The sequence below is a fragment of the Geobacillus sp. WSUCF-018B genome, from assembly GCF_002809985.1.
GTDB classification, from domain to species: Bacteria; Bacillota; Bacilli; order Bacillales; family Anoxybacillaceae; genus Geobacillus; species Geobacillus thermophilus.
This window is the reverse complement of record NZ_PIJF01000038.1, coordinates 1-21107: the sequence shown is the minus strand read 5'-3', so window position 1 is coordinate 21107 and position 21107 is coordinate 1. Positions and strand designations below refer to the sequence as shown.

General features: G+C 53.5%; 18 protein-coding genes and 1 pseudogene. 2 read left to right on the top strand and 17 right to left on the bottom strand.

The window, feature by feature from the left end; translation table 11 throughout:
• Positions 1–85 precede the first annotated feature (85 nt).
• From CV944_RS11775 to CV944_RS11720, 11 genes are all read right to left on the bottom strand, one after another.
• Positions 86–907 (bottom strand): carbohydrate ABC transporter permease, encoded by an 822-nt coding sequence (locus tag CV944_RS11775; protein WP_011232675.1) that lies wholly within the window; start codon positions 905–907, stop codon positions 86–88.
• A complete protein-coding gene (locus CV944_RS11770; RefSeq protein ID WP_100659794.1) occupies positions 907–1878 on the bottom strand; it encodes a carbohydrate ABC transporter permease in 972 nt (323 codons plus the stop codon). The genes CV944_RS11775 and CV944_RS11770 overlap by 1 nt, the downstream gene beginning before the upstream one ends.
• A gap of 61 nt (positions 1879–1939) precedes the next feature.
• Positions 1940–3238: an ABC transporter substrate-binding protein gene (locus tag CV944_RS11765; RefSeq protein ID WP_047819077.1), complete on the bottom strand. Its 1299-nt coding sequence runs from the start codon at positions 3236–3238 to the stop codon at positions 1940–1942.
• Positions 3239–3552: 314 nt separating this feature from the next.
• A complete protein-coding gene (locus CV944_RS11760; protein ID WP_047819078.1) occupies positions 3553–5094 on the bottom strand; it encodes a response regulator transcription factor in 1542 nt (513 codons plus the stop codon).
• On the bottom strand, positions 5072–6541 hold the full coding sequence (locus tag CV944_RS11755) for a sensor histidine kinase (protein ID WP_100659793.1): 1470 nt from the start codon (positions 6539–6541) through the stop codon (positions 5072–5074). Before CV944_RS11755 ends, CV944_RS11760 begins: the two co-directional genes overlap by 23 nt.
• 161 nt (positions 6542–6702) lie before the next feature.
• Positions 6703–7716, bottom strand: a complete 1014-nt coding sequence (locus CV944_RS11750) for a sugar-binding protein (RefSeq protein ID WP_047819080.1) — start codon at positions 7714–7716, stop codon at positions 6703–6705.
• Positions 7717–8013: 297 nt separating this feature from the next.
• Positions 8014–8904: an Rpn family recombination-promoting nuclease/putative transposase gene (locus tag CV944_RS11745; RefSeq protein ID WP_063329688.1), complete on the bottom strand. Its 891-nt coding sequence runs from the start codon at positions 8902–8904 to the stop codon at positions 8014–8016.
• Between the two features lie 564 nt (positions 8905–9468).
• Entirely contained in the window at positions 9469–10836 is a 1368-nt protein-coding gene (locus CV944_RS11735) for an FAD-binding oxidoreductase (RefSeq protein WP_100659792.1), read from the bottom strand.
• Positions 10837–10945: 109 nt separating this feature from the next.
• A complete protein-coding gene (locus tag CV944_RS11730; RefSeq protein WP_050367892.1) occupies positions 10946–11923 on the bottom strand; it encodes an alpha-ketoacid dehydrogenase subunit beta in 978 nt (325 codons plus the stop codon).
• Positions 11924–13003, bottom strand: a complete 1080-nt coding sequence (gene pdhA / locus CV944_RS11725) for a pyruvate dehydrogenase (acetyl-transferring) E1 component subunit alpha (RefSeq protein WP_100659791.1) — start codon at positions 13001–13003, stop codon at positions 11924–11926.
• Between the two features lie 100 nt (positions 13004–13103).
• Positions 13104–14405: a dihydrolipoamide acetyltransferase family protein gene (locus CV944_RS11720; RefSeq protein ID WP_100664238.1), complete on the bottom strand. Its 1302-nt coding sequence runs from the start codon at positions 14403–14405 to the stop codon at positions 13104–13106.
• Positions 14406–14921: 516 nt separating this feature from the next.
• Here CV944_RS11720 and gloA2 point away from each other — a divergent pair.
• Together gloA2 and CV944_RS11710 are read left to right on the top strand one after the other, a co-directional pair.
• Complete coding sequence (gene gloA2 / locus CV944_RS11715) at positions 14922–15308, top strand: SMU1112c/YaeR family gloxylase I-like metalloprotein (protein WP_100664237.1); 387 nt, start codon at positions 14922–14924, stop codon at positions 15306–15308.
• 98 nt (positions 15309–15406) lie between these two features.
• Positions 15407–16393, top strand: coding sequence for a Gfo/Idh/MocA family protein (locus tag CV944_RS11710; protein WP_100664236.1), 987 nt, complete (start codon positions 15407–15409; stop codon positions 16391–16393).
• 95 nt (positions 16394–16488) lie between these two features.
• Here the strand turns inward: CV944_RS11710 and CV944_RS11705 are convergent, their stop codons facing one another.
• The 6 genes and pseudogenes from CV944_RS11705 to CV944_RS11680 all read right to left on the bottom strand — a co-directional run.
• Positions 16489–16926: a DUF4275 family protein gene (locus CV944_RS11705; protein WP_044745042.1), complete on the bottom strand. Its 438-nt coding sequence runs from the start codon at positions 16924–16926 to the stop codon at positions 16489–16491.
• A 215-nt stretch (positions 16927–17141) separates the two neighbouring features.
• Entirely contained in the window at positions 17142–17561 is a 420-nt protein-coding gene (gene arsC / locus CV944_RS11700) for an arsenate reductase (thioredoxin) (RefSeq protein WP_100664235.1), read from the bottom strand.
• Between the two features lie 15 nt (positions 17562–17576).
• Complete coding sequence (gene arsB / locus CV944_RS11695) at positions 17577–18644, bottom strand: ACR3 family arsenite efflux transporter (RefSeq protein WP_199170453.1); 1068 nt, start codon at positions 18642–18644, stop codon at positions 17577–17579.
• Between the two features lie 21 nt (positions 18645–18665).
• A complete protein-coding gene (locus CV944_RS11690; protein WP_063211050.1) occupies positions 18666–19013 on the bottom strand; it encodes an ArsR/SmtB family transcription factor in 348 nt (115 codons plus the stop codon).
• 197 nt (positions 19014–19210) lie between these two features.
• The gene (locus CV944_RS11685; protein WP_033006683.1) at positions 19211–19594 is read right to left on the bottom strand and encodes a DUF1360 domain-containing protein; all 384 of its coding nucleotides are present in this window, start codon (positions 19592–19594) and stop codon (positions 19211–19213) included.
• 968 nt (positions 19595–20562) lie between these two features.
• Positions 20563–20931: pseudogene (locus tag CV944_RS11680) on the bottom strand (substrate-binding domain-containing protein); the annotation flags it as partial.
• Between the last annotated feature and the right edge of the window lie 176 nt (positions 20932–21107).

The following is a 21107-nucleotide window of genomic DNA, read 5'->3' as shown; positions in this document are numbered from 1 at the left end:
AAAGCCGCTGATCAGCGGCTTTTTGAAACATAGCGCAATCGATTCTATTGTCTACCGGGTTTGTTGATCTACACTGCTGATTGGCTCACCCCTTCACCGAACCAGCCAACAACCCACGGACAAAATATTTGCCAAGGAAGATGTACACAAGCAAGGTCGGCAGCGCCGCCAACAGGGCTCCCGCCATTTGCACGTTCCATTGGACGATTTGACTGCCGGATAAGTTTTGCAAGGCGACCATGATCGGCTGTTTGTCCGATGTCGTGATCGTCACGGCGAACAAAAACTCGTTCCAAATGTTTGTAAACTGCCAGATCGCCACGACGACAAATCCAGTGATGGACAAGGGGAGCATAATATAACGAAAAATACGGACAAACCCAGCGCCGTCGATTTTCGCCGACTCAATCATTTCATCGGGGATCGCCGCGTAGAAATTCCGAAACATCAGTGTGGTGATCGGAATGCCGTAGACGACATGGACGAACACAAGCCCCGGAATCGTGTTGTACAGCCCGATTTCGCGCAAAAATTGGATGAGCGGAATGAGAATGCTTTGATACGGAATGAACATCCCGAACAAAATGAGCGTAAAGAGCGTATCCGCTCCTTTAAACTTCCATTTCGACAGTACATAGCCGTTGAGCGACCCCAACAGCGCGGAGAGCAGCGTCGCCGGCACGACGAGCAAAATCGAATTCCAAAAGTTCGGGGCGAGCTTGTCAAATGCCGTCGCGTAGCTGCTCCAATCGATCGTTGACGGCAGCTTCCACATATCGGCCAATGTCACTTCATCGAGCGGCTTCAAGCTCGTTGTGACCATGACATACACCGGCAACAGGAAAAACACGCTCATGACGAGGGCCAACAAATACAAAAACGGCCGCGCCCACATGGATCTCGCCATCACGATCCCCCCTTGCGGCTTGAGATGAGATACGGAACGATAAAGATGGCGACCGACAGCAGCATCACGATCGCGATCGCCGCGCCGTTGGCGTAATAGTTGCCGCGGAACGTCGTTTCAAACATGTACACGCCCGGCACATCGGTGACAAAGTTCGCCCCCGGCCCGGTCATGGCGTAAATCAAATCGAAAATTTTGAGCGAAATATGAGCCATGATGATGATGACGCTGACAGTGATCGGCCGCAGCAGCGGCAAAATGATTTTCCAATACAATTGAAACTCGGTCGCTCCGTCCATCCGCGCCGCTTCCCGCACTTCATCTGGAATGGCGCGCAGGCCGGCGAGATACATCGCGACGGCAAAGCCAGTCATTTGCCAAACAGCCGCCACGACCACCGCAATGATGGCGACCGGGATGCCAAACTCAATCTTGCCCCAATGAAATCCGAACAGAATGTTCGTATCCGTATACCATTTTCCATCAAAGCCAAGCGGTTTTAAAAACAAGTTGACGCCCGTTGACGGGTTGAACAGCCATTGCCACACGACTCCGGTGACGACAAATGACAAGGCCATCGGGAAGAAGAAAATGTTGCGGAACAGCGACTCGCCGCGCAGTTTTTGGTCAAGCAAAATGGCAAGCAGTTGGCCGAGCACAATGACGGCGGCGATAAACAACACCGTAAACACAAGTGTATTGCGCAAGTCGGCCTGGAAGCGGAAATCATGAAACAAATACAGATAGTTTTTCAACCCGGCAAACGACCAATCCGGCACGAGCGAATTCCAGTTGCTCAAGGACACATACCCCGTCCAGCCGATAAACCCGTACACAAATAAGAAAATCAGTACGACCGACGGTGCCAAAAACGCCGCTGCCAGCCAATGATCGGCCGTCCATTTCCGCTTTTTCCGCACCGCGGGGACAGCCGCTGTCTTCTCGGCTGGCGTGATGTTGACCGTTTCCACTAAGATCCCTCCTCATGATGACGAAAAGGGGAAGAGAATGGCTCCCGTCCCCTTTTCCCGATTACTTCTTCAGTTCTGCGGCGGCCGATGCCAACGTGTCGATGAACGTCTTCACATCTTTTTGCGTCACGAAAATGTTGACGGCCTGATTGACCTTCGTGACAAACCCTTCCGGCGCTGCTGAACCGTGCGCTAAGCTCGGCGCCAGCTCCGCCGTCTTGAAGTCTTGCATCGTTTGTTTGCCGTATTCATCGTACTTGGACGGATCCGCGTCGATGCGGGCCGGGATGGAGCCTTTCAGCGGGTTAAACGCATCTTGCCCTTCCACCGAACCAAGCACCGATAAGAACTTCTTCACATCGTCCGGGTTTTTCACGCCTTTCGGCAGGCCGAACGTATCGGTAATGACCATAAACTTGCCTTCCGTATTCGGCACCGGCACATAACCGAAGTCTTGGTTCACCTTCAATTTCAAATCGTTGACAAAATAGCCCTTCACCCAGTCGCCCATCACGTACATGGCCGCCTTTCCTTCGGCGACGAGCTGGGCGGCGTCTTGCCAGTTGCGCGAGCTATGGTCTTCGTTAATATAGCCAAGCATTTTCTTAAACGTCTCAACGGCTTGTTTCACTTGTGGGTCGTTAAACGATAATTCTCCCGTCCAAAGTTTCTTGTAGTTTTCCGTTCCGAGCGTGCCAAGCAGCACGTTTTCAAACAGGTGCGTCGCTGCCCACGGCTCTTTGTCGCCTAAGGCGAGCGGCGTAATGCCCTTTGCTTTCAGCTTGTCGGCCACTTGGAAAAACTCGTCGAACGTTTTTGGCGGCTGAATCCCGTTGTCGGCAAATACTTTTTTGTTGTACCAAAGCACGTTGCCGCGGTGAATGTTCACCGGAACGGAGTAAATGTTGCCGTCTTTGCTCACCATGTCAATCAACGCTTTCGGGAATTTGTCCATCCAGCCTTCTTTTTCATATAAATCGTTGAGCGGCTCCATTTTGCCGGCGGCCACCCAGCCTTCATTCAGCTCCGCTCCGCCGTGTACTTGGAACGTCGATGGCGGATCGTTTCCTTGCATGCGGCTCGCCAACACCGCCTTGGCGTTCGTTCCCGCCCCGCCGGCCACCGCCGCGTTTTCGACTTCAATATCCGGATATTTTTCTTGGAACAGTTTGATGAGCGCTTTTAAGCCGTCTTCCTCACCGGCTCCGGTCCACCAGCTGAAAATCTCGAGCTTCTCTCCCGCTTTTTGGCTGCCTTGTTTGGCGTCATCGGACGAAGAAGAGTTCGAGCTGCTGCAGCCCGACAGTGCCATACCGACGCCAAGCGCCAACGCCAGCCATGCGGATGCTTTCTTTCTCATGTTCCTCCCCCTTTTCCGTTTGTTTTTGAAACCCCTTTCAATGTTGAGTGTACCATGGGCCGCTTATCAATCGGCGGCTTGATTTCTTCACTTTTTTGCGTTTTTCTTCACTTTTTTGTTTTCCGTTCTCCTGTCAGGCAAGCGGTGTGCAGCGGACTGCCATTTCGCTTTTATGGCGCGAAAAAAGCCCGTCTCCCCATCAGGGGGGCGGGCTTCGCTTCGGACGCCGGAAGAAGGGCGGAGCCTGCTTTGTCCGCGGGACTTACCTTTTGACTTGCCATGCACCTTCCTTGTTGGAGACAGCACTCCCCTTGTCAGCGCGTCTGTACTTTTTTCCGGTATTCGCTCGGCGACAGGCCGGTTTGCTTTTTAAAGACGCGGCTGAAATAGTTGGGGTCGTTGTAGCCGACTGAAAAACAAATTTCTTTTAAGCTTTGATCCGTCTCAGCCAGCGCTTCTTTCGCCCGTTCGATGCGCACGTTCGTCACGTAGTCGATAAAGGTGATGCCAAACTGCTCTTTGAACAGTTTGCTGAAGTAGTACGGACTGATGCCCGCTTGTTCCGCCACCTCCTCAAGCGTCAGCGGCTCGGCGTAGTGACGGTCAATGTAGTCTTTCGCCTTGCCGAGTTTGCCGTGAGCTTGCTGCTGGCGCCAAACCTCGAGATCAGCGGCGATGCGGTCCAGTTCATCAAGCGCCGCTCGCTTCAATTCTGCCGCCGACCGGCAGGAAGCAAAGGAAGCGAGCCGCTCATAACGAATGCCCAGCTCCGATAGAAGACGCCCGAGCCACACAAAGGTCTCTTCCGCTTTGCGGCCGGCGGCCGGCAGTGAATGAGAAGAGGCCAGTTCCTCTATATACGTCAGACAAATCATCCGGGCTTGCTCGATGTCGCCAAGGCGCAGCGCTTCAAACAGCTGTTTATCCCGTTCCGCTTCCCCGCCGGCGCGCGTCGCTTCCGCCGGCAGAAACCCCACTTGTGCTTTTTGCCGGTCGGCGTAATAATGAGCGGCCGACAGCGCCTCATAGTACGAGGAACGAAGTTGGTCAAGGCGGGAAAACGGGGAGCCGAGCCCGATATACAGCGCGGCGCCGTACCGGGCCGAAAACTGCCGCGCCAAATCGAGCGCCAATGCCTGGATGACGGGCTTCCAGGCTAGCTCGCCATCGTTTGGGCTGCGGAAAAACAAGACCGGCAGGCGCCGGTTCGCCATCCGCCCGATCCAATAGCGCGTTGGCGCCTTCCCGCTAAGCTGCTTGTCCAGCCATGATTTCCATTCGTCAGCCACCCCTGCATCCGGGAACTGAATGACGAGGAACATCCCCGACGCAATCGAAAACGGCAGCAGTTCCTTCCACCGCTCCCACTCATCAGCCGATACGTCTTCTGTCATGAGGACGGACAGCCATTCGCTTTCCACAAGCGTCTGCAACCGGCGAATCTGCTCCTCGAGCTGGCGGCTGCTCTCCTCGTGTCGCCGCTTGGCCGCCACTTCTTGGCTGACCCGTTCCAAAGCCGAAATGACCTCCTCCTTCCGGCTCGGTTTCAATAAATATTCCTTGACGCCAAACCGCATCGCTTGTTTCGCATAGTCGAACAAATCAAACGCCGACACAATAATGAACTCCAGATCGAGGCCGTCTTGGCGAATCGCTTCGATCGCTTGCAGCCCGTCAAGGCCGGGCATTTTGATGTCAATCAGCATGATATCCGGACGATAACGCTTGGCGATCTCGACCGCCTCGCGCCCGTTGGCGCCCTCGGCGGCCACCTCGATATCCGGAAGGTGGTCGCTAATCATTTTGCAAAGCGCTCTTCGCTCCAACGCCTCATCATCGACGATCGCCACTTTCACCGTTCATCCCCCCTTGCCATCTTGGCAGCCATAACCGCACCGTCGTTCCTTTTCCTGGTGCAGACTCGATTTCGGCCACATCCATCACTCCGTAAAACAGCTGCAGTCGGCGAATGACATTGTGCAAGCCGATGCCGGTTGAATGGCCGCGCCCTTGCTCACGGCGCGTCCGCGGTTCTTCGCCGCGGATCAACGCTTCAAGCTCCGCTTTCACCTGCTCATCCATGCCAACGCCATTGTCGCGCACTTCCACAACGACCCGCCCGTTTTCGGCGAAAACGGACACGGACAGCTCGGCTCCCTGCTCGTACGTCTCAATGCCATGGATGAACGCATTTTCAATCAGCGGCTGCAACGTGAGCGGCGGAATCGGTTGATCGAGGCAAGATGGTTCCGCCTCTAACGAAAACTTGATCCGATCAAAAAACCGCGTCTGCTGGATGAAGAAATATTCACGGGCGATGCGCACCTCATCGGCAAGCGTCACCGTCCGCTGCAAATCACCCAAGTTGTAGCGCAAAATGGCCGCCACCGCTTCAATCAGCCGCGACGTTTGCTGGGCGTCCTCCAAGTACGCCATCTTCGCAACCGTGTTCAGCGTATTGAATAAAAAATGCGGATTGATTTGACTTTGCAAGCTTTTGAGTTCCAGCTCCTTCACCAGCCGGTCGAGCTCAGCCTTTTGTTTCATCTCCGCAATCAGCTGCTTTAAATTGCGGCGCATGTCATTAAACGTGATCGTCAACAGCCGCAGCTCATCGTTGGTCATCGGCTCAATATCCGGCCCGTCCAGCCGCCCGTCAGCGATGGATCGGGCAGCGCGCGAGAGAAGAATGATCGGCTTCGTTAAGTGGCCGGAAAAGAACACCGCCAGCAAGGCGCCAAGCAACAACGTCGTGACAAACAATCCCATTCCCATATAGCGGAAATAGCGGTTGCGCCGCTCCACTTCATCGTACCGCCGTTGGTAGGCCGTCAGCTCATCGTCAATCAAGTTTAACGTTTCCTCTTGCAAAAAGGACGCAATGTTCATCGTTTCATGCAAGTGGGATGAGTACAAGCCAATATTTCCAGCTTGAAAATGATAGACCGTCAGCGCCACCTCCTCCAACAAACTTTCAATCATATGTTCATAGTTTTCCGCCGCCAGCCGGTCGGACAGCACTGGCAAGATGGCGCCGAGCTGCCGGCGGCGTTGCTGCAGCCAGCGGAACTCCCGCTCATAAGCGCGTGCATACCGTCCTTCTTTTTCCGAGACGTACGCATTGAGCTGTTCCATCATTCGGTTTGCCCGCTGCGACACCTCATTGAGCAACAACAATCGGCGCATCCGTTGATCATAATCGCTCATCATCTCTTCGCTCGTCTGATACAAAAGAAACACCGCTCCGTTCAGCAAAAGCAAAAAAACGGTAAAGCAAAGCAGCATCTTCGTCCGAATGTTCATCTGAATTCCACCCCGCTGTCACCGGCGCTTTGTTGCCTGCATCGTCCTGCCGCTTCAAGTCGAACGTGTTCGAACGTCAAGGCGGCCATCTCTCATGCTTTAGCGCTCGCCAACCCTTCTCCGCTTTCAGCCTCCTCCCTACGGAGGCCTGGCAGGCCCCTTCATGGCGTGTTGACCTCATAATTGCGCGCCGGGCGCAGCGGCAAGTCTTTTTTCCGAATGACTTTCGTCTCCGTATTCGTCACCACCGGCACGTCTTTCCCGGCGACGATCTCGGCCATCATTTTGACAGCCTTGTATCCCATTTCATACGGCTCCTGCACCACCGTCGCCGCAATCGTTCCTTTTTGCAAATAGCGGATCGTCTCCGGCAGCGTGTCAAAGCCAATAATATACGTCTTTTGCTCCCGATGAAACTGCTCGACCACCTTGGCAACGCCAATCGCATCAAGCGCGCTCGTGCCGTAAAACGCATTCACATCCGGGTGCTTTTTCAAAATCGTATACGCCTTTTCCGCGGCTTGCACACGCGTAATGTGCGACTCTTCGATGGCAACGATGCGGATTCCTTTTTCCTGTCTCACTGCATCCTCAAATCCGCGCACTCGCAGCTGTTGGTGCGCCGCCGTCAAACTGCCGGTAATAATCGCGACCGTCGCCTTGCCCTTTGTATCCTCAGTCAACGCCCGTCCCGCGAGAAAACCGGCATAATAATTATCCGTTCCCACATAGGCGACACGTCGGCTCGTTGGAGCATCCGTATCGATTGTCACCACAGGAATATTCTTGTCCGTGATTTCGTTAATCACTGGGACAAATTCCGCTTCCGTCAACCCTTGTGTGATAATCCCATCGACTTTCGCTGCTGCGGCTTTTTTCAAAATGCGCAAATGCTCATCAATATTCGCCTGCCGCGGGCCGATATACTCGAGGTCAACCCCCAGTTCTTTCGCCGCCGCTTTCGCTCCTTTTTCCACGAGCCGCCAGTAATCATTATCGAGTTCCTCCGGCACAAGCACGAAATGATAGGCCTCTTTTGTTGTTTCCGGAACCCGTTCCTTTTCTGATTTCGGATACGCATACACGTTCCAAGCGCAATAGGCGGTGAAGGAAGCGCTTCCAATCAGCGCGGCGATGCCGCCCCCGTAAAACAGCCGTTTCCACCAATCGCGCATCTTGATCCCTCCTACCGCCATTGTACACGAACGTCGGGGCGCTAGCCTAGACAAAAGAAAATACCCGAACTTCAAAATGTGCAAGGTTTCAGAGTTCGACATAGCGGCATTTTCATCCCTTCGATGGTGACGAAATCTTTTTGTCATGGGAGTCTATATGAAATCCAAATAGGGGTCAGTCCGGCCGGCATCATTCGCCATACGGCGATGGCCATGCCCATCATCAAGTGCAGAGCGAGCAAAAAAACCCCGTTCCGAAACAAGCTCGCTGCATCGGAACGGGGTCTCTCCACTCGTTTATCCTTTCAACTTTTCCACTGCCTCAACCGACAGTCCAGTCAATTCACAAATCGTTGGCACATCATATCCTTTCCCTAGCATCCGTTTCGCGATGTCCATCTTGCCTTTTTCGATTCCTTTTTCGATTCCTTTTTCGATTCCTTTTTCGATTCCCTTTTCCATCCCCCGTTGCTCATACGACACGATGAGATCCGTCACTTTTTTCGCTTCCTTCGTTCCCATTTGGTTCACCTCGTTTCGCAATTGGATTTCCTCTTGTTCGGACAGCGTCAAATACGTCTCGAAAAATCCAAACAACAGCCGCTGTTTCGCTTCGTCAAGCTCCAAGCGGACGAGCATGCGCAAAAATTCTCTTTTCACTGCCACTCTCTCACTTTCATTATACCCCATTTTGCTTAACAAGGCGGCCGCGACCGGGTTGTCGCGGCGAATGTACTCACGCCATGGCTGTTTGCGCAGTTCAACAGTAAGAAAGCGGAAATCGACAACGGTTAGGAACGGAAACTTGATGGTGAACGAGGACGGTTCATCGCGGTGTTCGTCATAGCTGAAGATGGCAATGGGAAGAATGCGACGGCGGTATTTTTGAAACAAACGGCTGACATAAATGAACATGCGCTCGGGAAACGTCGGCTGCGTGTAACTTTGGTGTTCGATATGGACGATGATCAGCCCATCTTCCCCTTTCAATTTTGTTTCCACCAATAGATCCACACGGTGCTTTTCGCCGGCCGCCACATCCGTAAACACCTCTTCGGACAAAAAGGAGACGTGGCGGAAGTCGACTTGTTCATACACGTGCGGAAAAAACAGAAGCAAAAACTCTTCAAAAAACGTCGACAGCAACTCCTTAAACAACCGGTCGTGATCGATTCGCGTTTCGGACACGGTCTCCCTCCTTGTGATATTTGAACTTTCTCTATTTTCTTCGCCGCGCCTTGGGCAAAATCCTGCCGAAAAGGCTGGTGAAAAGCATTGATTTTGTCTAAAATAAGGGGAATGTGAATGGGAAGAAAGCCCTTGTGTTGCGCGGCTTTTCACGATGAAATGACAAAGCCGCCCCGGCGACAGGCGGCTTTGTCAATCGCTTTTCCAAACGATTTAGTTTCCAGCTACTGTTTTGGCCTGTATAAACCGTGTTTGGCGAAAAAAGTAAAGGGCGCGGCGGCTTTTTGTAACGAGACGAACGTGAAAAACAATTGTTTCTTCGGAGTAACAAACTGTTACAAAAAGGATAAGAAAAGCAAGCGCGCAGTATGCAAAAAGCAACCGTGAGGACGTTTCATGAAATGCGAGCAACGGCACTCTCCATCCTTGTAGAGAAACACAAGAAGAAAAAGGTGCTCCGTTCCATTGAGAGCACCCTTTTCCCCATAAAGGCCCGTCTTCAGCCCATTTATGTTTGGGAGAAATATTCAACCTAATCCATCGAGCCGCCATACAGATGAAGCGTTACGGCAAAAAGATTTTTCCCGGATTGAGAATGCCGTTCGGGTCAAACAGCTGTTTCAACCGTTTCATCCAAAGCACGGCGTCTCCTTTTTCTTCACGCAAAAACGCCCGTTTGCCGATGCCGATGCCGTGCTCTCCCGTGCACGTGCCGCCGCGCGATAAGGCATAGCGGACGATATGGGCGTGCACGCGTTCGATCCGCGCCATCTCATCCGCATCGTTCGGGTCAAAGGCAAGCACCGTATGGTAATTGCCGTCGCCGACATGGCCGAAAATCGCGGCGGTCATGTTCTGCTCGTTGACAAGCCGGCGCGTATCGGCGATCGCCCCCGGCAGCTCGGACAGCGGCACGCACACATCAGTTGAGAGCATCGCCTTGCCTGGATAGGCGGCTTGAATGGCGAACGCCGCATGGTGGCGCGCTTCCCACAGCTTCGCGCGGGCGAGCGAGTCCGTCTCGACCGCAAAGGAAACCGCGCCTTCGGACTCGCACAATTCTTTGACGAGTTCCGTCCCATCGTCCACGCTCGCGCGGCTGCCGTTCAATTCGATAAACAGCGTCGGCGTCACCGGATAATCCGTCTTTTTGTATGCGTTGACCGCGGCGATCGTCGCCTCGTCCACGAGCTCGATTTTGCCGGGGCCGACGCCGGACCGCAAAATGGCAAACGCAGCCCCTGCCGCTGTCTCGAGAGACGGGAAGCACACTTTGATGGCGTTCGTCGCCTCTGGAATGCCATGCAGGCGGACAATAAGGCGGGTGAAGACGCCGAGCGTCCCTTCCGATCCGACGAACAAGCCGGTCAAGTCATAGCCGGCCGACGATTTCACCGCCAAACTTCCCGTCTGAATGACTGAACCGTCCGCGAGCACCACCTCTAATCCGAGCACTTGATCGCGCATGACGCCGTATTTCACGCAGTTCGTGCCGCTCGCGTTCGTCGCCGCCATGCCGCCGATCGTCGCGTCCGCACCCGGATCGACCGGGAAAAACAACCCATATCGCTTCAGCGCCTCATTCAGTTGCAACCGCGTCACTCCCGGCTCGACGATGGCGAGAAAATCGTCCGGGCGAATGTCGATAATGTTGTTCATCAACGTCAAATCCAAACTGATGCCGCCCGCAATTGGAATGACATGCCCTTCCAAGCTCGTGCCGGCGCCAAACGGCGTCACAGGGATGCGGTGCTCGTTGGCAAACGCCATCACCCGGCTCACTTCCTCCGCCGTTTTCGGAAACACGACGACATCTGGCTTATGCGGCGCATGGTAGGCGATGCCTTTGCTGTGGTGTTCGAGCACCGTTTCATTGATGCTCACCCGCTCGCGGTCGCCGATCAATTCCAGCAGTGATTCGTATACGTTCATCGTTCTCCTCCTCACCCGATCGGATCAAGCGGTGCCATCCATCGATGCGCCGCCTTTTCTCTTGACGCACTCTGATGGTGGATCGATCGACCCGGATGGCATGGTTCGTTTAGTAACGGAGCAACGTTTCAATTCCTTCCGCAATCCGCTCGGCGTTCGGCAGCCAATCATCCTCCACCGACGGCACCGGATACGGCGTGTCGTAGCCGGCGATACGCACGATTGGAGCTGATAGAGAAAACAGCGCCCGTTCGCTGATCAAGGCCGCCACTTCCGCGCCAAACCCGCCTGTTTTCACCGCTTCATGGACGATCATCACCCGTCCTGTTTTTTCCACCGAAGTGATGATGGTGTCGATATCAAGCGGCTGCAGGCAGCGAAGGTCGATCACTTCCGCGCTGACCCCTTTCGCTTCCATCTCGGCGGCGACTTTGGCGGCAAGCGGCACGGTCGCCCCCCAAGCAATGATCGTCACATCGTCTCCTTCTTTCACAACCCGTGCTTGGCCGAGCGGAATCGTGTACGGTTCTTCGGGCACTTCCATGCGAAACGCCCGATACAGCTTCATCGGCTCCAGAAACAGAACCGGGTCTTCATCGCGAATGGCGGAAATGAGCAGCCCTTTCGCATCGTACGGATTGGACGGCATGACGACTTTTAAGCCCGGCGAATGGGTAAACAGCGCCTCCAACGCATCGGAGTGCAATTCCGGCGTCCGCACCCCGCCGCCGTACGGGCTGCGCACGACGATCGGGCACGAAAACCGTCCGGCCGAGCGGAAGCGGATGCGCGCCGCCTGGGCCGCCAGCTGGTCCATCGCCTGGTACACAAACCCGAGAAACTGAATTTCGGCAATCGGGCGCATGCCGTTGATCGCCAGTCCAATAGACGTGCCGATAATGCCCGATTCCGCAAGCGGCGTATCAAACACGCGCCCCTCGCCAAACTGCGCAAGCAGCCCGTCCGTCGCCCGGAAGACGCCGCCGTTTTCGCCGACATCTTCGCCCAGCACGATGATGCGCGGATCGCGCTCCATCTCTTGGCGCATCGCTTCATTGATCGCTTCAATCATCGTCAATTCCGCCATTTATCTCACCCCGCTCCGTTGTTTGCGCCGCATCACTTCGTCTTTTTGCTCGGCAAGCAATGTTGGCGCTTCGCTGTACACGTAATCGAATACATCGACAATCGAACCGGACTTGCTGGCGATGGCCGCCTCGTACGCCGCGGTCACTTCATCATTCACTTGGGCGACAAGCGCGTCTTCCTGCGCTTCCGTCCATAATCCGCGCCGTTCCAAAAGCAGGCGCAGACGGCGGAGCGGATCTTTCGCCCGCCATGTCTCGACTTCTTCCGGCCGGCGGTATCTCGTCGGGTCATCCGCCGTCGTGTGCGGCCCGAGCCGATAGGTGAGCGCCTCGATCAACATCGGCCCCTCGCCGCGGCGAGCGGCTTCGACGGCCTGCTTCATCGTTTCGTACACCGCCAGCACGTCATTGCCGTCAACGAGCACCCCTTTCATCCCGTACGCAAGCGCCTTTTGCGCGATCGTCCGGCTGGCCGTCTGCTTCCGGTACGGGACGCTGATGGCGTATTGGTTGTTTTGGCAGAAAAAGATGACCGGCACGTTGTACACCGCGGCAAAATTCATCGCTTCATGAAAATCGCCCTCTGACGTCGCCCCGTCGCCGAAATACGCAACCGATACTTGCGATTCGCCTTTCAATTTCGACGCCCACGCGCAGCCGACCGCATGAAGCGTCTGAGCAGCGATGATGATTTGCGTCGGGAAAATGTTCACTCCCTCCGGCATCCGTTTCCCTGACAAGCGGCCCTGCACGTAATGGAAAAACTGCTCAAGCGGCATGCCATGCATCAAGCATACCGCCACTTCGCGGTAGCTCGGGAAAATCCAATCGTCTTTATGAAGCGCAAGGGCGCTGCCGATTTGCGCCGCCTCTTGGCCGCTAAACGGGGCATACGTCCCGATCCGCCCTTGCCGCTGCATGCGCAACAGCCGCTCATCAATGACGCGCGCCCGCCGCATTTCCCGGTAGGCACGAAGCAACCACTCATCGGAAAACGCCGCTAACTTCTCCTCATCGCCATTTCCGTTTTCATCGAGAATTCGCACGATCTCGACCGACAATTGGTCCGGGTCAAACATGGGCTTCCCTCCTCATCATTTTTTCATCACGGCCCAGCTGCTTCTCTTTGGCGCTCGCTCTCTTCCAGTACGAAGACATGTCCTCCTAACCGAGCGCCGCCTACCGCACGTCCAAGAGCAACACTTCCGGATTTTCCAAATAGTGCGCCACCGTCCGCATAAACCGCCCGGCCGGCTCGCCGTCAATGACGCGGTGGTCAAAGGTGAGCGACATTCCCATCATATCGCGGATGACAATTTCGTCGCCGACGACAACCGGGCGCCGTTTGATCGCATGCGCTCCGAAAATCGCCACTTCCGGATAGTTGATGATCGGCGTCGCAAACCAGCCCCCGCCCGCCCCGGTGCTCGTGATCGTAAACGTGCTTCCTTGCAGCTCGTCAAGGCGAAGCGCCTGGCGGTGCGCTTTTTCCGACAGCTCGGCGATCTCAACGGCGAGCTCGCGGATCGATTTTTGATCGGCGTCGCGGATGACAGGGACGACAAGCCCCGCTTTCGTCGCCGTCGCGATGCCGATGTGATAGCGCTTTTTCAAGACGATTTCATTCGTCTCTTCATCGAGCGAAGCGTTAAACATCGGATATTGCTTCAGCGCCCTTGTCACCGCTTTAATAATAAACGGCAAATACGTCAGTTTGATCTGCTCCTTGGCCAGCTCGCTGGCCAGGTTTTTGCGGATCTCGACGAGCTTCGTCACGTCCACCTCGTCCATCCCGGTCACATGCGGCGCCGTGTACGCCGATTTCACCATTTTTTCGGCGATTTTTTTGCGCAAGCCGCGAAGCGGGATGCGCTCTTCTTCTGGAACCACAAGCTCCGTGCTGGCGATGGACGTCCATGCAGCTTTGTCCGCCTTTTGCTCTATCGCCGTGCCCCCAACTGGCAAAACCGCGGCCCCGCTCCTTTCACGTAGCTCTGCCACCGCCACGGCTGCTTCCCGCTCGCGGACATATCGCTCCAAGTCGGCGAGCGTCACCCGACCGCCTTCGCCCGTTCCTTCCACTTCATCGATCGGAACGCCCAACTCCCGCGCCCGCTTGCGCACAGACGGCGCGGCAATCGCCCGTTTGCGCGCCACCGTTGGGCGCGGGGCTTCTATATGAACAGCAGACGCAGGCTCCTGAGCCAAATGGTCAGTCGGCGCCGCTTCGGCCGCCACCGCCGCCTCGGTTTCCACGACAATCAACGGCTCTCCAACCTTCACCGTCGCCCCTTCCGGCCCGGCAAGCGCCACCACTTTGCCAGCGACCGGCGTCGTCATTTCCACCATCGCCTTATCCGTTTGAATTTCGGCAATCGGCTGATCCGCCTTGACCACATCCCCTTCGCGAATGAGCCAGCGGATGATTTCCGCTTCATGCAGCCCTTCGCCGATGTCAGGCAATTTAAATTCGTAGATCATGCCATATCCCCTTCCCCTTGTTCTCATGCTGTGATGGGAAACAAACACAATGGTGTAGCATCCATGGTGCGGCGATCATGAGGAAACATAGAAGTTAAGCGCTTACAAAAAACGTGGTGAACATTCGCTTTTTCTGCCAAAATATCAAATGAATATTTCAAATTTTCTAACCTACAAGATTTATGATAGTCTATAGATTGTCAAACTGTCAATATAAGGAGAGCAGACATTTTTCGCCCGCTTCGACAAGCATCGACAACCCCTTCTATTATCGCAAAATAACAATTCTTGGTTCGATTTGACCGAAACACCGAGAACGGGCTCAACCGCTGCTGATTTCAGTGATGGGTAGGCAGTTTTCCGAAAAACATGGAAGGACGTGAAACATGGCTGTCTCGTACCAATGAGCGGAAATGGTTCAAAAAAAGTTAATTGTACGAGGTTTCTCTAAGAAGAATGAATAAGTTCAATGGTATTTTGCAATACATCACTCGTCTTATAAGAGGAGGAAGCAATATGCGTCTTGCCACGATTCACCATATCGCCATTATTTGCTCGGACTATGAGCGGTCGAAACGATTTTATACAGAAATTCTCGGATTTCGCCCCATCCGGGAGCAATACCGCGCTGAGCGCCGTTCGTACAAACTCGATTTGGAGGCTGATGGCGGCATTCAGCTTGAGCTATTTTCCTTTGAAAACCCGCCGAAGCGCCCAAGCTACCCGGAAGCGTGCGGACTGCGCCATCTTGCTTTGGCGGTGGACAACCTCGATGAAGCCATTGCCTACTTGCGCCAACACGGCATCGATCCCGAACCCGTCCGCGTTGATGAAGCGACCGGCAAACGATTCACCTTCTTCCAAGACCCAGATGAACTGCCGATCGAGCTGTATGAAAACTAAAGAGAAAAGCACGCTTGCTCCATGACGATGACAAAACGAAGCCTCTCCGTTGATTTGTGGTACAATGGGGTCGATACAAATGAAGGAGGCCAAACAACATGATTCGATTCGCAACCATCGGCACAAACTGGATCACCGAAGCATTTCTTGACGCCGCGCGCCTCGTCGATTCCTTCGAACTCGCCGCCGTCTACTCGCGAACCGAGGAGACCGCAAAGCAGTTTGCCGACAAAGTCGGGGCGCCGCGGACGTTCACGGACTTGCAAAAGCTGGCCGAAAGCGACGGCATTGATGCCGTCTATATCGCCAGCCCGAACGCACTTCATGCCGAGCAGGCGATTTTGCTCATGAATCACGGCAAACACGTCTTATGCGAAAAACCGCTCGCCTCGAACGCCAAAGAAGTAAAGGCGATGATCGAAGCGGCCGAGCGAAACGGCGTCGTGTTGATGGAAGCGATGAAAGCGACGCTGCTTCCCACATTCCGGTCCATCCGCGAGCACTTGCCGAAACTCGGCCGCATCCGCCGCTACGTGGCGAACTATTGCCAATACTCATCGCGCTATGACGCCTATAAGCAAGGAACGGTGCTCAACGCCTTCAACCCAGCTTTCTCCAACGGGGCGTTGATGGACCTTGGCGTCTATTGCCTGTACCCGATGGTCGTTTTGTTCGGCCAGCCCCGTGGCGTGAAGGCGCAAAGCGTGAAGCTCGAATCCGGCGTTGATGGCGAGGGTTCGATCGTGCTCGATTACGGCGACATGGACGCGGTCGTCTTTTATTCGAAAATCACGAACTCGCACTTGCCTTCGGAGATTCAAGGGGAAGACGGAAACATGATCATCGACGCCATCCACACACCAACCAAAGCGGAAATCCGCTACCGCGACGGGCGCGTCGAGGACATCACCGCGCCGCAGGACAAGCCGCCGATGTACTACGAGGCGGAAGAGTTTATCCGTTTGATCGAAAACGGAGAACGCGAATCGGCCGTCAACTCGCACCGCCATTCGCTTTGGACGATGGAAATCATGGACGAAGCGCGAAGACAAACCGGCATCGTGTTCCCGGCCGACGAGCGATAATAAAAAGGTTCCAACCTAGTCTTCCTGGGGCTCGGTTGGAACTCTTTTTCTTTCTGTCTCATTGGATTTCCTTGGCCGCCGATAAGCCATGGCTGTTACCTTCTGCTAAAATACGGGCCAAGCCATCCGCTTTCATGCGTCATGACAAACGTCCAGTTGAACTCGCTGTCCACCACATATAGATCGATTTTGTCGTTTTCCGCTGCCAGATCGGCGGCTTTCAATCCGGACGCATCCTCCACGGTGAACGCATCGTCGCCATGTTGAAAGAAAAGATAGCAGCACGTTTTCTCTTCTTGATCAAACGCCATTTCCGCTTCTTCTCCTGTGAAACAGCCTCTCATCCCATAGCTGAACACATGCCATAAGTAGCCGTTGACTCCATTCCGATTATGAAGGTGGATGTGTTGTTTTTCTTCCACAGTCAAATGGCCGGCAAACACCTTTTCCCACTGTTGTCGTAATTGCTCCCCGAAACCGGACCGTTTGCGGATTTTGATGTTTCGGCAAGCTAACTGATGAAATAACTCCATTTCGTTTCTCCCCCAGTGACCTGACGTGGCACCGCCTTCATCGATGTGCTCATTTCGTCTATCAACAAGATGGCTTCTCACCATCTTTGTCACGCCGAGCGGTTTTCGTCCGCCCAGCCACTTCCCCGTTTCCGGCCGCACTTCGATGAGCAACTGCCGCGCACCCTATGCAAGACAGTTTCCCCGCTCTTTGCGCCTGCCTCGCTGCACCGCCCCTATTCCCCCGTCTCAGCAAACCGGCGGAGGCGCGCGCCAATTTCATCGCGCACGCGGCGGAACACCGCCAGCTTCTCCTCTTCCGTCCCTTCCGCTTTCGCTGGGTCGTCAAAGCCCCAATGGACGCGCTTCACGTGCGGCGGGGTGACGGGGCAATGGTCGGCCGCATGGCCGCACAGCGTCACGACCAAATCAGCGCGGTTGAGGAGATCCGGGTCGATGACGTCAGACGTTTGGTTCGAAATGTCGATGCCGACTTCCTTCATCACCTTGACCGCATTCGGATTGAGGCCATGCGCTTCAATGCCGGCGCTGTGCACTTCCCATTCCTCACCAAGAAGTTGTTTCGCCCAGCCTTCCGCCATTTGACTGCGGCACGAGTTGCCGGTGCATAAGAAATAAATGATTTTTTTCTTCATCGTTGATTCCCACCTTTATTTTGATTCTGGAGCAGCAGAGGAAAAATACTTTCGCTGAAACGCCAATGCTACGTTGACAAGCGCCAGCATCACCGGCACTTCAATGAGCGGACCGATGACCGCCGCAAACGCCGCGCCCGAATGAATGCCAAACACCCCCACGGCGACGGCAATGGCCAGCTCAAAGTTGTTGCTCCCCGCTGTAAACGCCAGCGTCGTCGATACCGGGTAGCCGGCTCCCAATTTTTTCGCCAAAAAGAAGGAGACAAAAAACATGATGACAAAATAAAGCAGCAATGGAATCGCAATGCGCACAACATCGAGCGGCAAGCTGACGATCATATCGCCTTTGAGCGAAAACATCACCACGATCGTAAACAAAAGCGCAACAAGCGTCAGCGGGCTGATTTTCGGCACAAACACTGTTTCATACCATTGCCGCCCTTTCGCTTTCACAAGCACAAACCTTGTCGCCATGCCAGCGAGAAACGGGATGCCTAAGTAAATAAACACCGATTTCGCCACTTCCGCCATCGTGATCTCGACAACGGCTCCCTCAAGCCCAATCCATCCAGGAATGACCGTCACAAACACGTACGCATATAGCGAGAAAAACAATACTTGAAACAGTGAATTGAAGGCGACAAGTCCCGCTGCGTACTCTGTGTCACCGCGCGCCAAATCGTTCCAGACGATGACCATGGCGATGCAACGGGAAAGCCCGATTAAAATCAAACCAATCATATACTCCGGCTTGTCAGGCAAAAAGACGACCGCCAACAAAAACATGAGAATGGGACCGATCACCCAGTTTTGCACGAGGGACAAAACGAGCACCTTCACATCTTTGAACACACGCCCCATCTCTTCATAACGCACTTTCGCCAGCGGCGGATACATCATCAAAATCAACCCGATCGCAATCGGAATCGACGTTGTCCCCACTTGCAGACGATTCAATCCATCCACCAACCCAGGAGCCCAAATTCCGACTGCGATCCCGACCGCCATCGCAAGAAAAATCCATACCGTCAAAAAGCGGTCTAAAAACGACAACCGCTTCGGTTCACAACAATCCACCATCATTCACCTCGTCATTTAACATCAGCACCCGCAGCGGGCTGCAGGATTCGCTGTCTCGATTTTGCGAATGTTTTCCTCTTGATCCGGAACATACGACAACACCGCTTGCAACAATGAGTAGTATTCGCTTTGCGGCCGGAGCGAATAATACACCCATTGCCCTCTCCGCTCTTCTTTGATCAGCCCGGCATCTTTTAACTTACGCAAATGCTGGCTGATCGCCGGCTGGCTGGTCGAAAACACCTCAAGCAGCTCGCACACACAGCATTCCCGCTTATTCAAAATCGCCAAAATCGTCAGCCGCGTCGGATCACCAAGCAGCTTCAACACCCGAGCGGCCGCTCCTATCTCCATTGCGAGTTGCGGCATATCACCCCTCCGTTCATCATCATATCATGATTTGCTTATATAAAAACGAACAACCATCATGAAACGGCCACGCCGACCAATGAAATGGTTTCCGTCAATCATTATATAATTAAGTACTTATATAAGTCAACCATGATGTATCGACAAAAGCAAGAAAAGCGAGCGTGCCGCATGTTTCCGCCGTACGCCCGCCAATGTCAGTCCATCCGCTTTTTCGCCGCCGACAGAAGATCGATTGCCTTCGTCCCCACCCCGACGAATGTTTCCAAAATCGCTTGCGCCCCAGCGATCGAAAAAATAAAAATGAACGGCATGGCGATCTTCGGGATGAATAAATACCCAAGCGCGAGAAAAATCGCGCTCCACACCCCCGCGCACCAGTAACAGTTCAACAAATAGCCGAATTTCGATTTCGGCACTTTTTTGATTTCCGTATGGCCGTCCTCATGCCGGATTGTCTCTTTTTTCATAAACGGATTGCGAATGAATTCGGTGATCTTATCAAAGACGATCAAGTGGGTGAACCGATAGCTGGCCAAAATGATCATGATGTACGTCATCCAGTCGAGTTCTCGAAGCATGGTGGGTTCCTTTCTTTTTCCATCTTTTTCTTTAGTATGAACCAAGATGCGTTTCTTTATGACCTCCGATGGTTAATGAAGCCGGTCGAGGGAAAGAGCGGAAATCACTACTCACATGTCACACCCTAACAAGGTAGAAACAAAGGATTTTTGTAGATTGGTTGGTTTTGTTATCCCCTCTTGTATATGCTATAATAAATGTACATTATAGCCAGCGTATGTCTCGTACATGTTTTTTCAAAACAGGCATATGCTATTGCTAAGGTGGTGATAGCGTATGCGCAGAAAGGAGCATCGCCAGTTGCGAAGATCAGCCATCTCAAGGCGAAAAGATGTGCGAGCACAGTCATTAAGATCGATTTATGCTAAACCTGCTGTGCGAAATCGATACGCAAACATCAATGCGTCTTTAAGTTCAAGCATTTGTTTTGATCGGTTGCCTTCTGCTCCTTTATTGGATGTTAGCCCTGATGGTGTTGTGACTGTGAATCCCGATAATCCTGTGCATCAACGGTGGCTAGATGAAGAATGATGCAGCCGGGTGGTATTTACGATATATATTTTCGTTTTCAGGAAGGGCAGGGCGGTACATATCGTCCTGTTCTTATTTTGGGTTTTAGAGGCAATCGAGCCATTGCTATTGGATTAAAAGTCACAAGATCAAAACCAACATCTCGATACCCTTATCGAATACCAATTGTTTATTGGAAATATGTTGGATTAAAGGCACAATCATATGTTCAGTATGACTGGTATAACGAAATTCCATCTACCGTTCGGTTTCGGAAATTTTACGGGATTATGCACCCTTATGATTTTAATCGCGTCCTTAATGCGTTTCGTCGTTATCATGGCATTTAATAGATACATAGTGATCAAAGAGCTTGCTTTGCCAGAGTTTTGTTTTGATTAACCCAGGTGCTAGTTGAGCGTCAGAGCTCAACTAGCACCACGGATAAAATCCCATATTATTGCCCTTGAACCAACTCGAGCGGAACGGGGATAAATTGATCCACTTTCTCCCCTTTGTGAACGCGGATAGCAGCGTCCACCTCCTTTTCGCCAATCAATGCTGGTTTTTGCGCGACGGTGGCCGCCATTTTCCCTTCTTTCACCGCCTTGACTGCGTCATCGGTCGCGTCGAATCCAACCACAATCACGTTGTTCATCCCATGCGCCTGCAAGGCCTCCAACGCCCCTAAGGCCATTTCGTCATTATGGGCAAAGACCGCTTGAATGTCTTTATGGCTTTGCAAAATGTTTTCCATGACCGACAATCCTTTGGCCCGGTCAAAATCTGCCGCCTGTTTGGCGACGACTTTCATCCTATTTCGCGCAGGAGACTCCCACTTCAACGACCAAAGGGAGTAAGTGGGAGAGGAATGCGCGTTCCCCCTTTCTTTTGTGTATGATAGAATAAAGGCGTGGAGAAAACCGTTCAATAAAGGCACTCCAATCACGGCTACTCGATGTATGGAGTTGGTTACAGGAAACGTTGTAACCGTAAAACATC

What these genes read in the sequence shown, in the direction of transcription:
- gloA2 (WP_100664237.1), top strand. Translation starts at nt 14,922, where the DNA reads ATGCGTCTTGCCACGATTCACCATATCGCCATTATTTGCTCGGACTAT.
- CV944_RS11765 (WP_047819077.1), bottom strand. Translation starts at nt 3,238, where the DNA reads ATGAGAAAGAAAGCATCCGCATGGCTGGCGTTGGCGCTTGGCGTCGGT.
- CV944_RS11705 (WP_044745042.1), bottom strand. Translation starts at nt 16,926, where the DNA reads ATGGAGTTATTTCATCAGTTAGCTTGCCGAAACATCAAAATCCGCAAA.
- CV944_RS11750 (WP_047819080.1), bottom strand. Translation starts at nt 7,716, where the DNA reads ATGCGCGATTGGTGGAAACGGCTGTTTTACGGGGGCGGCATCGCCGCG.
- CV944_RS11685 (WP_033006683.1), bottom strand. Translation starts at nt 19,594, where the DNA reads ATGCTTCGAGAACTCGACTGGATGACGTACATCATGATCATTTTGGCC.
- CV944_RS11735 (WP_100659792.1), bottom strand. Translation starts at nt 10,836, where the DNA reads ATGAACGTATACGAATCACTGCTGGAATTGATCGGCGACCGCGAGCGG.
- CV944_RS11690 (WP_063211050.1), bottom strand. Translation starts at nt 19,013, where the DNA reads ATGCCGCAACTCGCAATGGAGATAGGAGCGGCCGCTCGGGTGTTGAAG.
- CV944_RS11755 (WP_100659793.1), bottom strand. Translation starts at nt 6,541, where the DNA reads ATGAACATTCGGACGAAGATGCTGCTTTGCTTTACCGTTTTTTTGCTT.
- CV944_RS11775 (WP_011232675.1), bottom strand. Translation starts at nt 907, where the DNA reads ATGGCGAGATCCATGTGGGCGCGGCCGTTTTTGTATTTGTTGGCCCTC.
- pdhA (WP_100659791.1), bottom strand. Translation starts at nt 13,003, where the DNA reads ATGTTTGACCCGGACCAATTGTCGGTCGAGATCGTGCGAATTCTCGAT.
- arsC (WP_100664235.1), bottom strand. Translation starts at nt 17,561, where the DNA reads ATGAAGAAAAAAATCATTTATTTCTTATGCACCGGCAACTCGTGCCGC.
- CV944_RS11710 (WP_100664236.1), top strand. Translation starts at nt 15,407, where the DNA reads ATGATTCGATTCGCAACCATCGGCACAAACTGGATCACCGAAGCATTT.
- arsB (WP_199170453.1), bottom strand. Translation starts at nt 18,644, where the DNA reads ATGGTGGATTGTTGTGAACCGAAGCGGTTGTCGTTTTTAGACCGCTTT.
- CV944_RS11720 (WP_100664238.1), bottom strand. Translation starts at nt 14,405, where the DNA reads ATGATCTACGAATTTAAATTGCCTGACATCGGCGAAGGGCTGCATGAA.
- CV944_RS11730 (WP_050367892.1), bottom strand. Translation starts at nt 11,923, where the DNA reads ATGGCGGAATTGACGATGATTGAAGCGATCAATGAAGCGATGCGCCAA.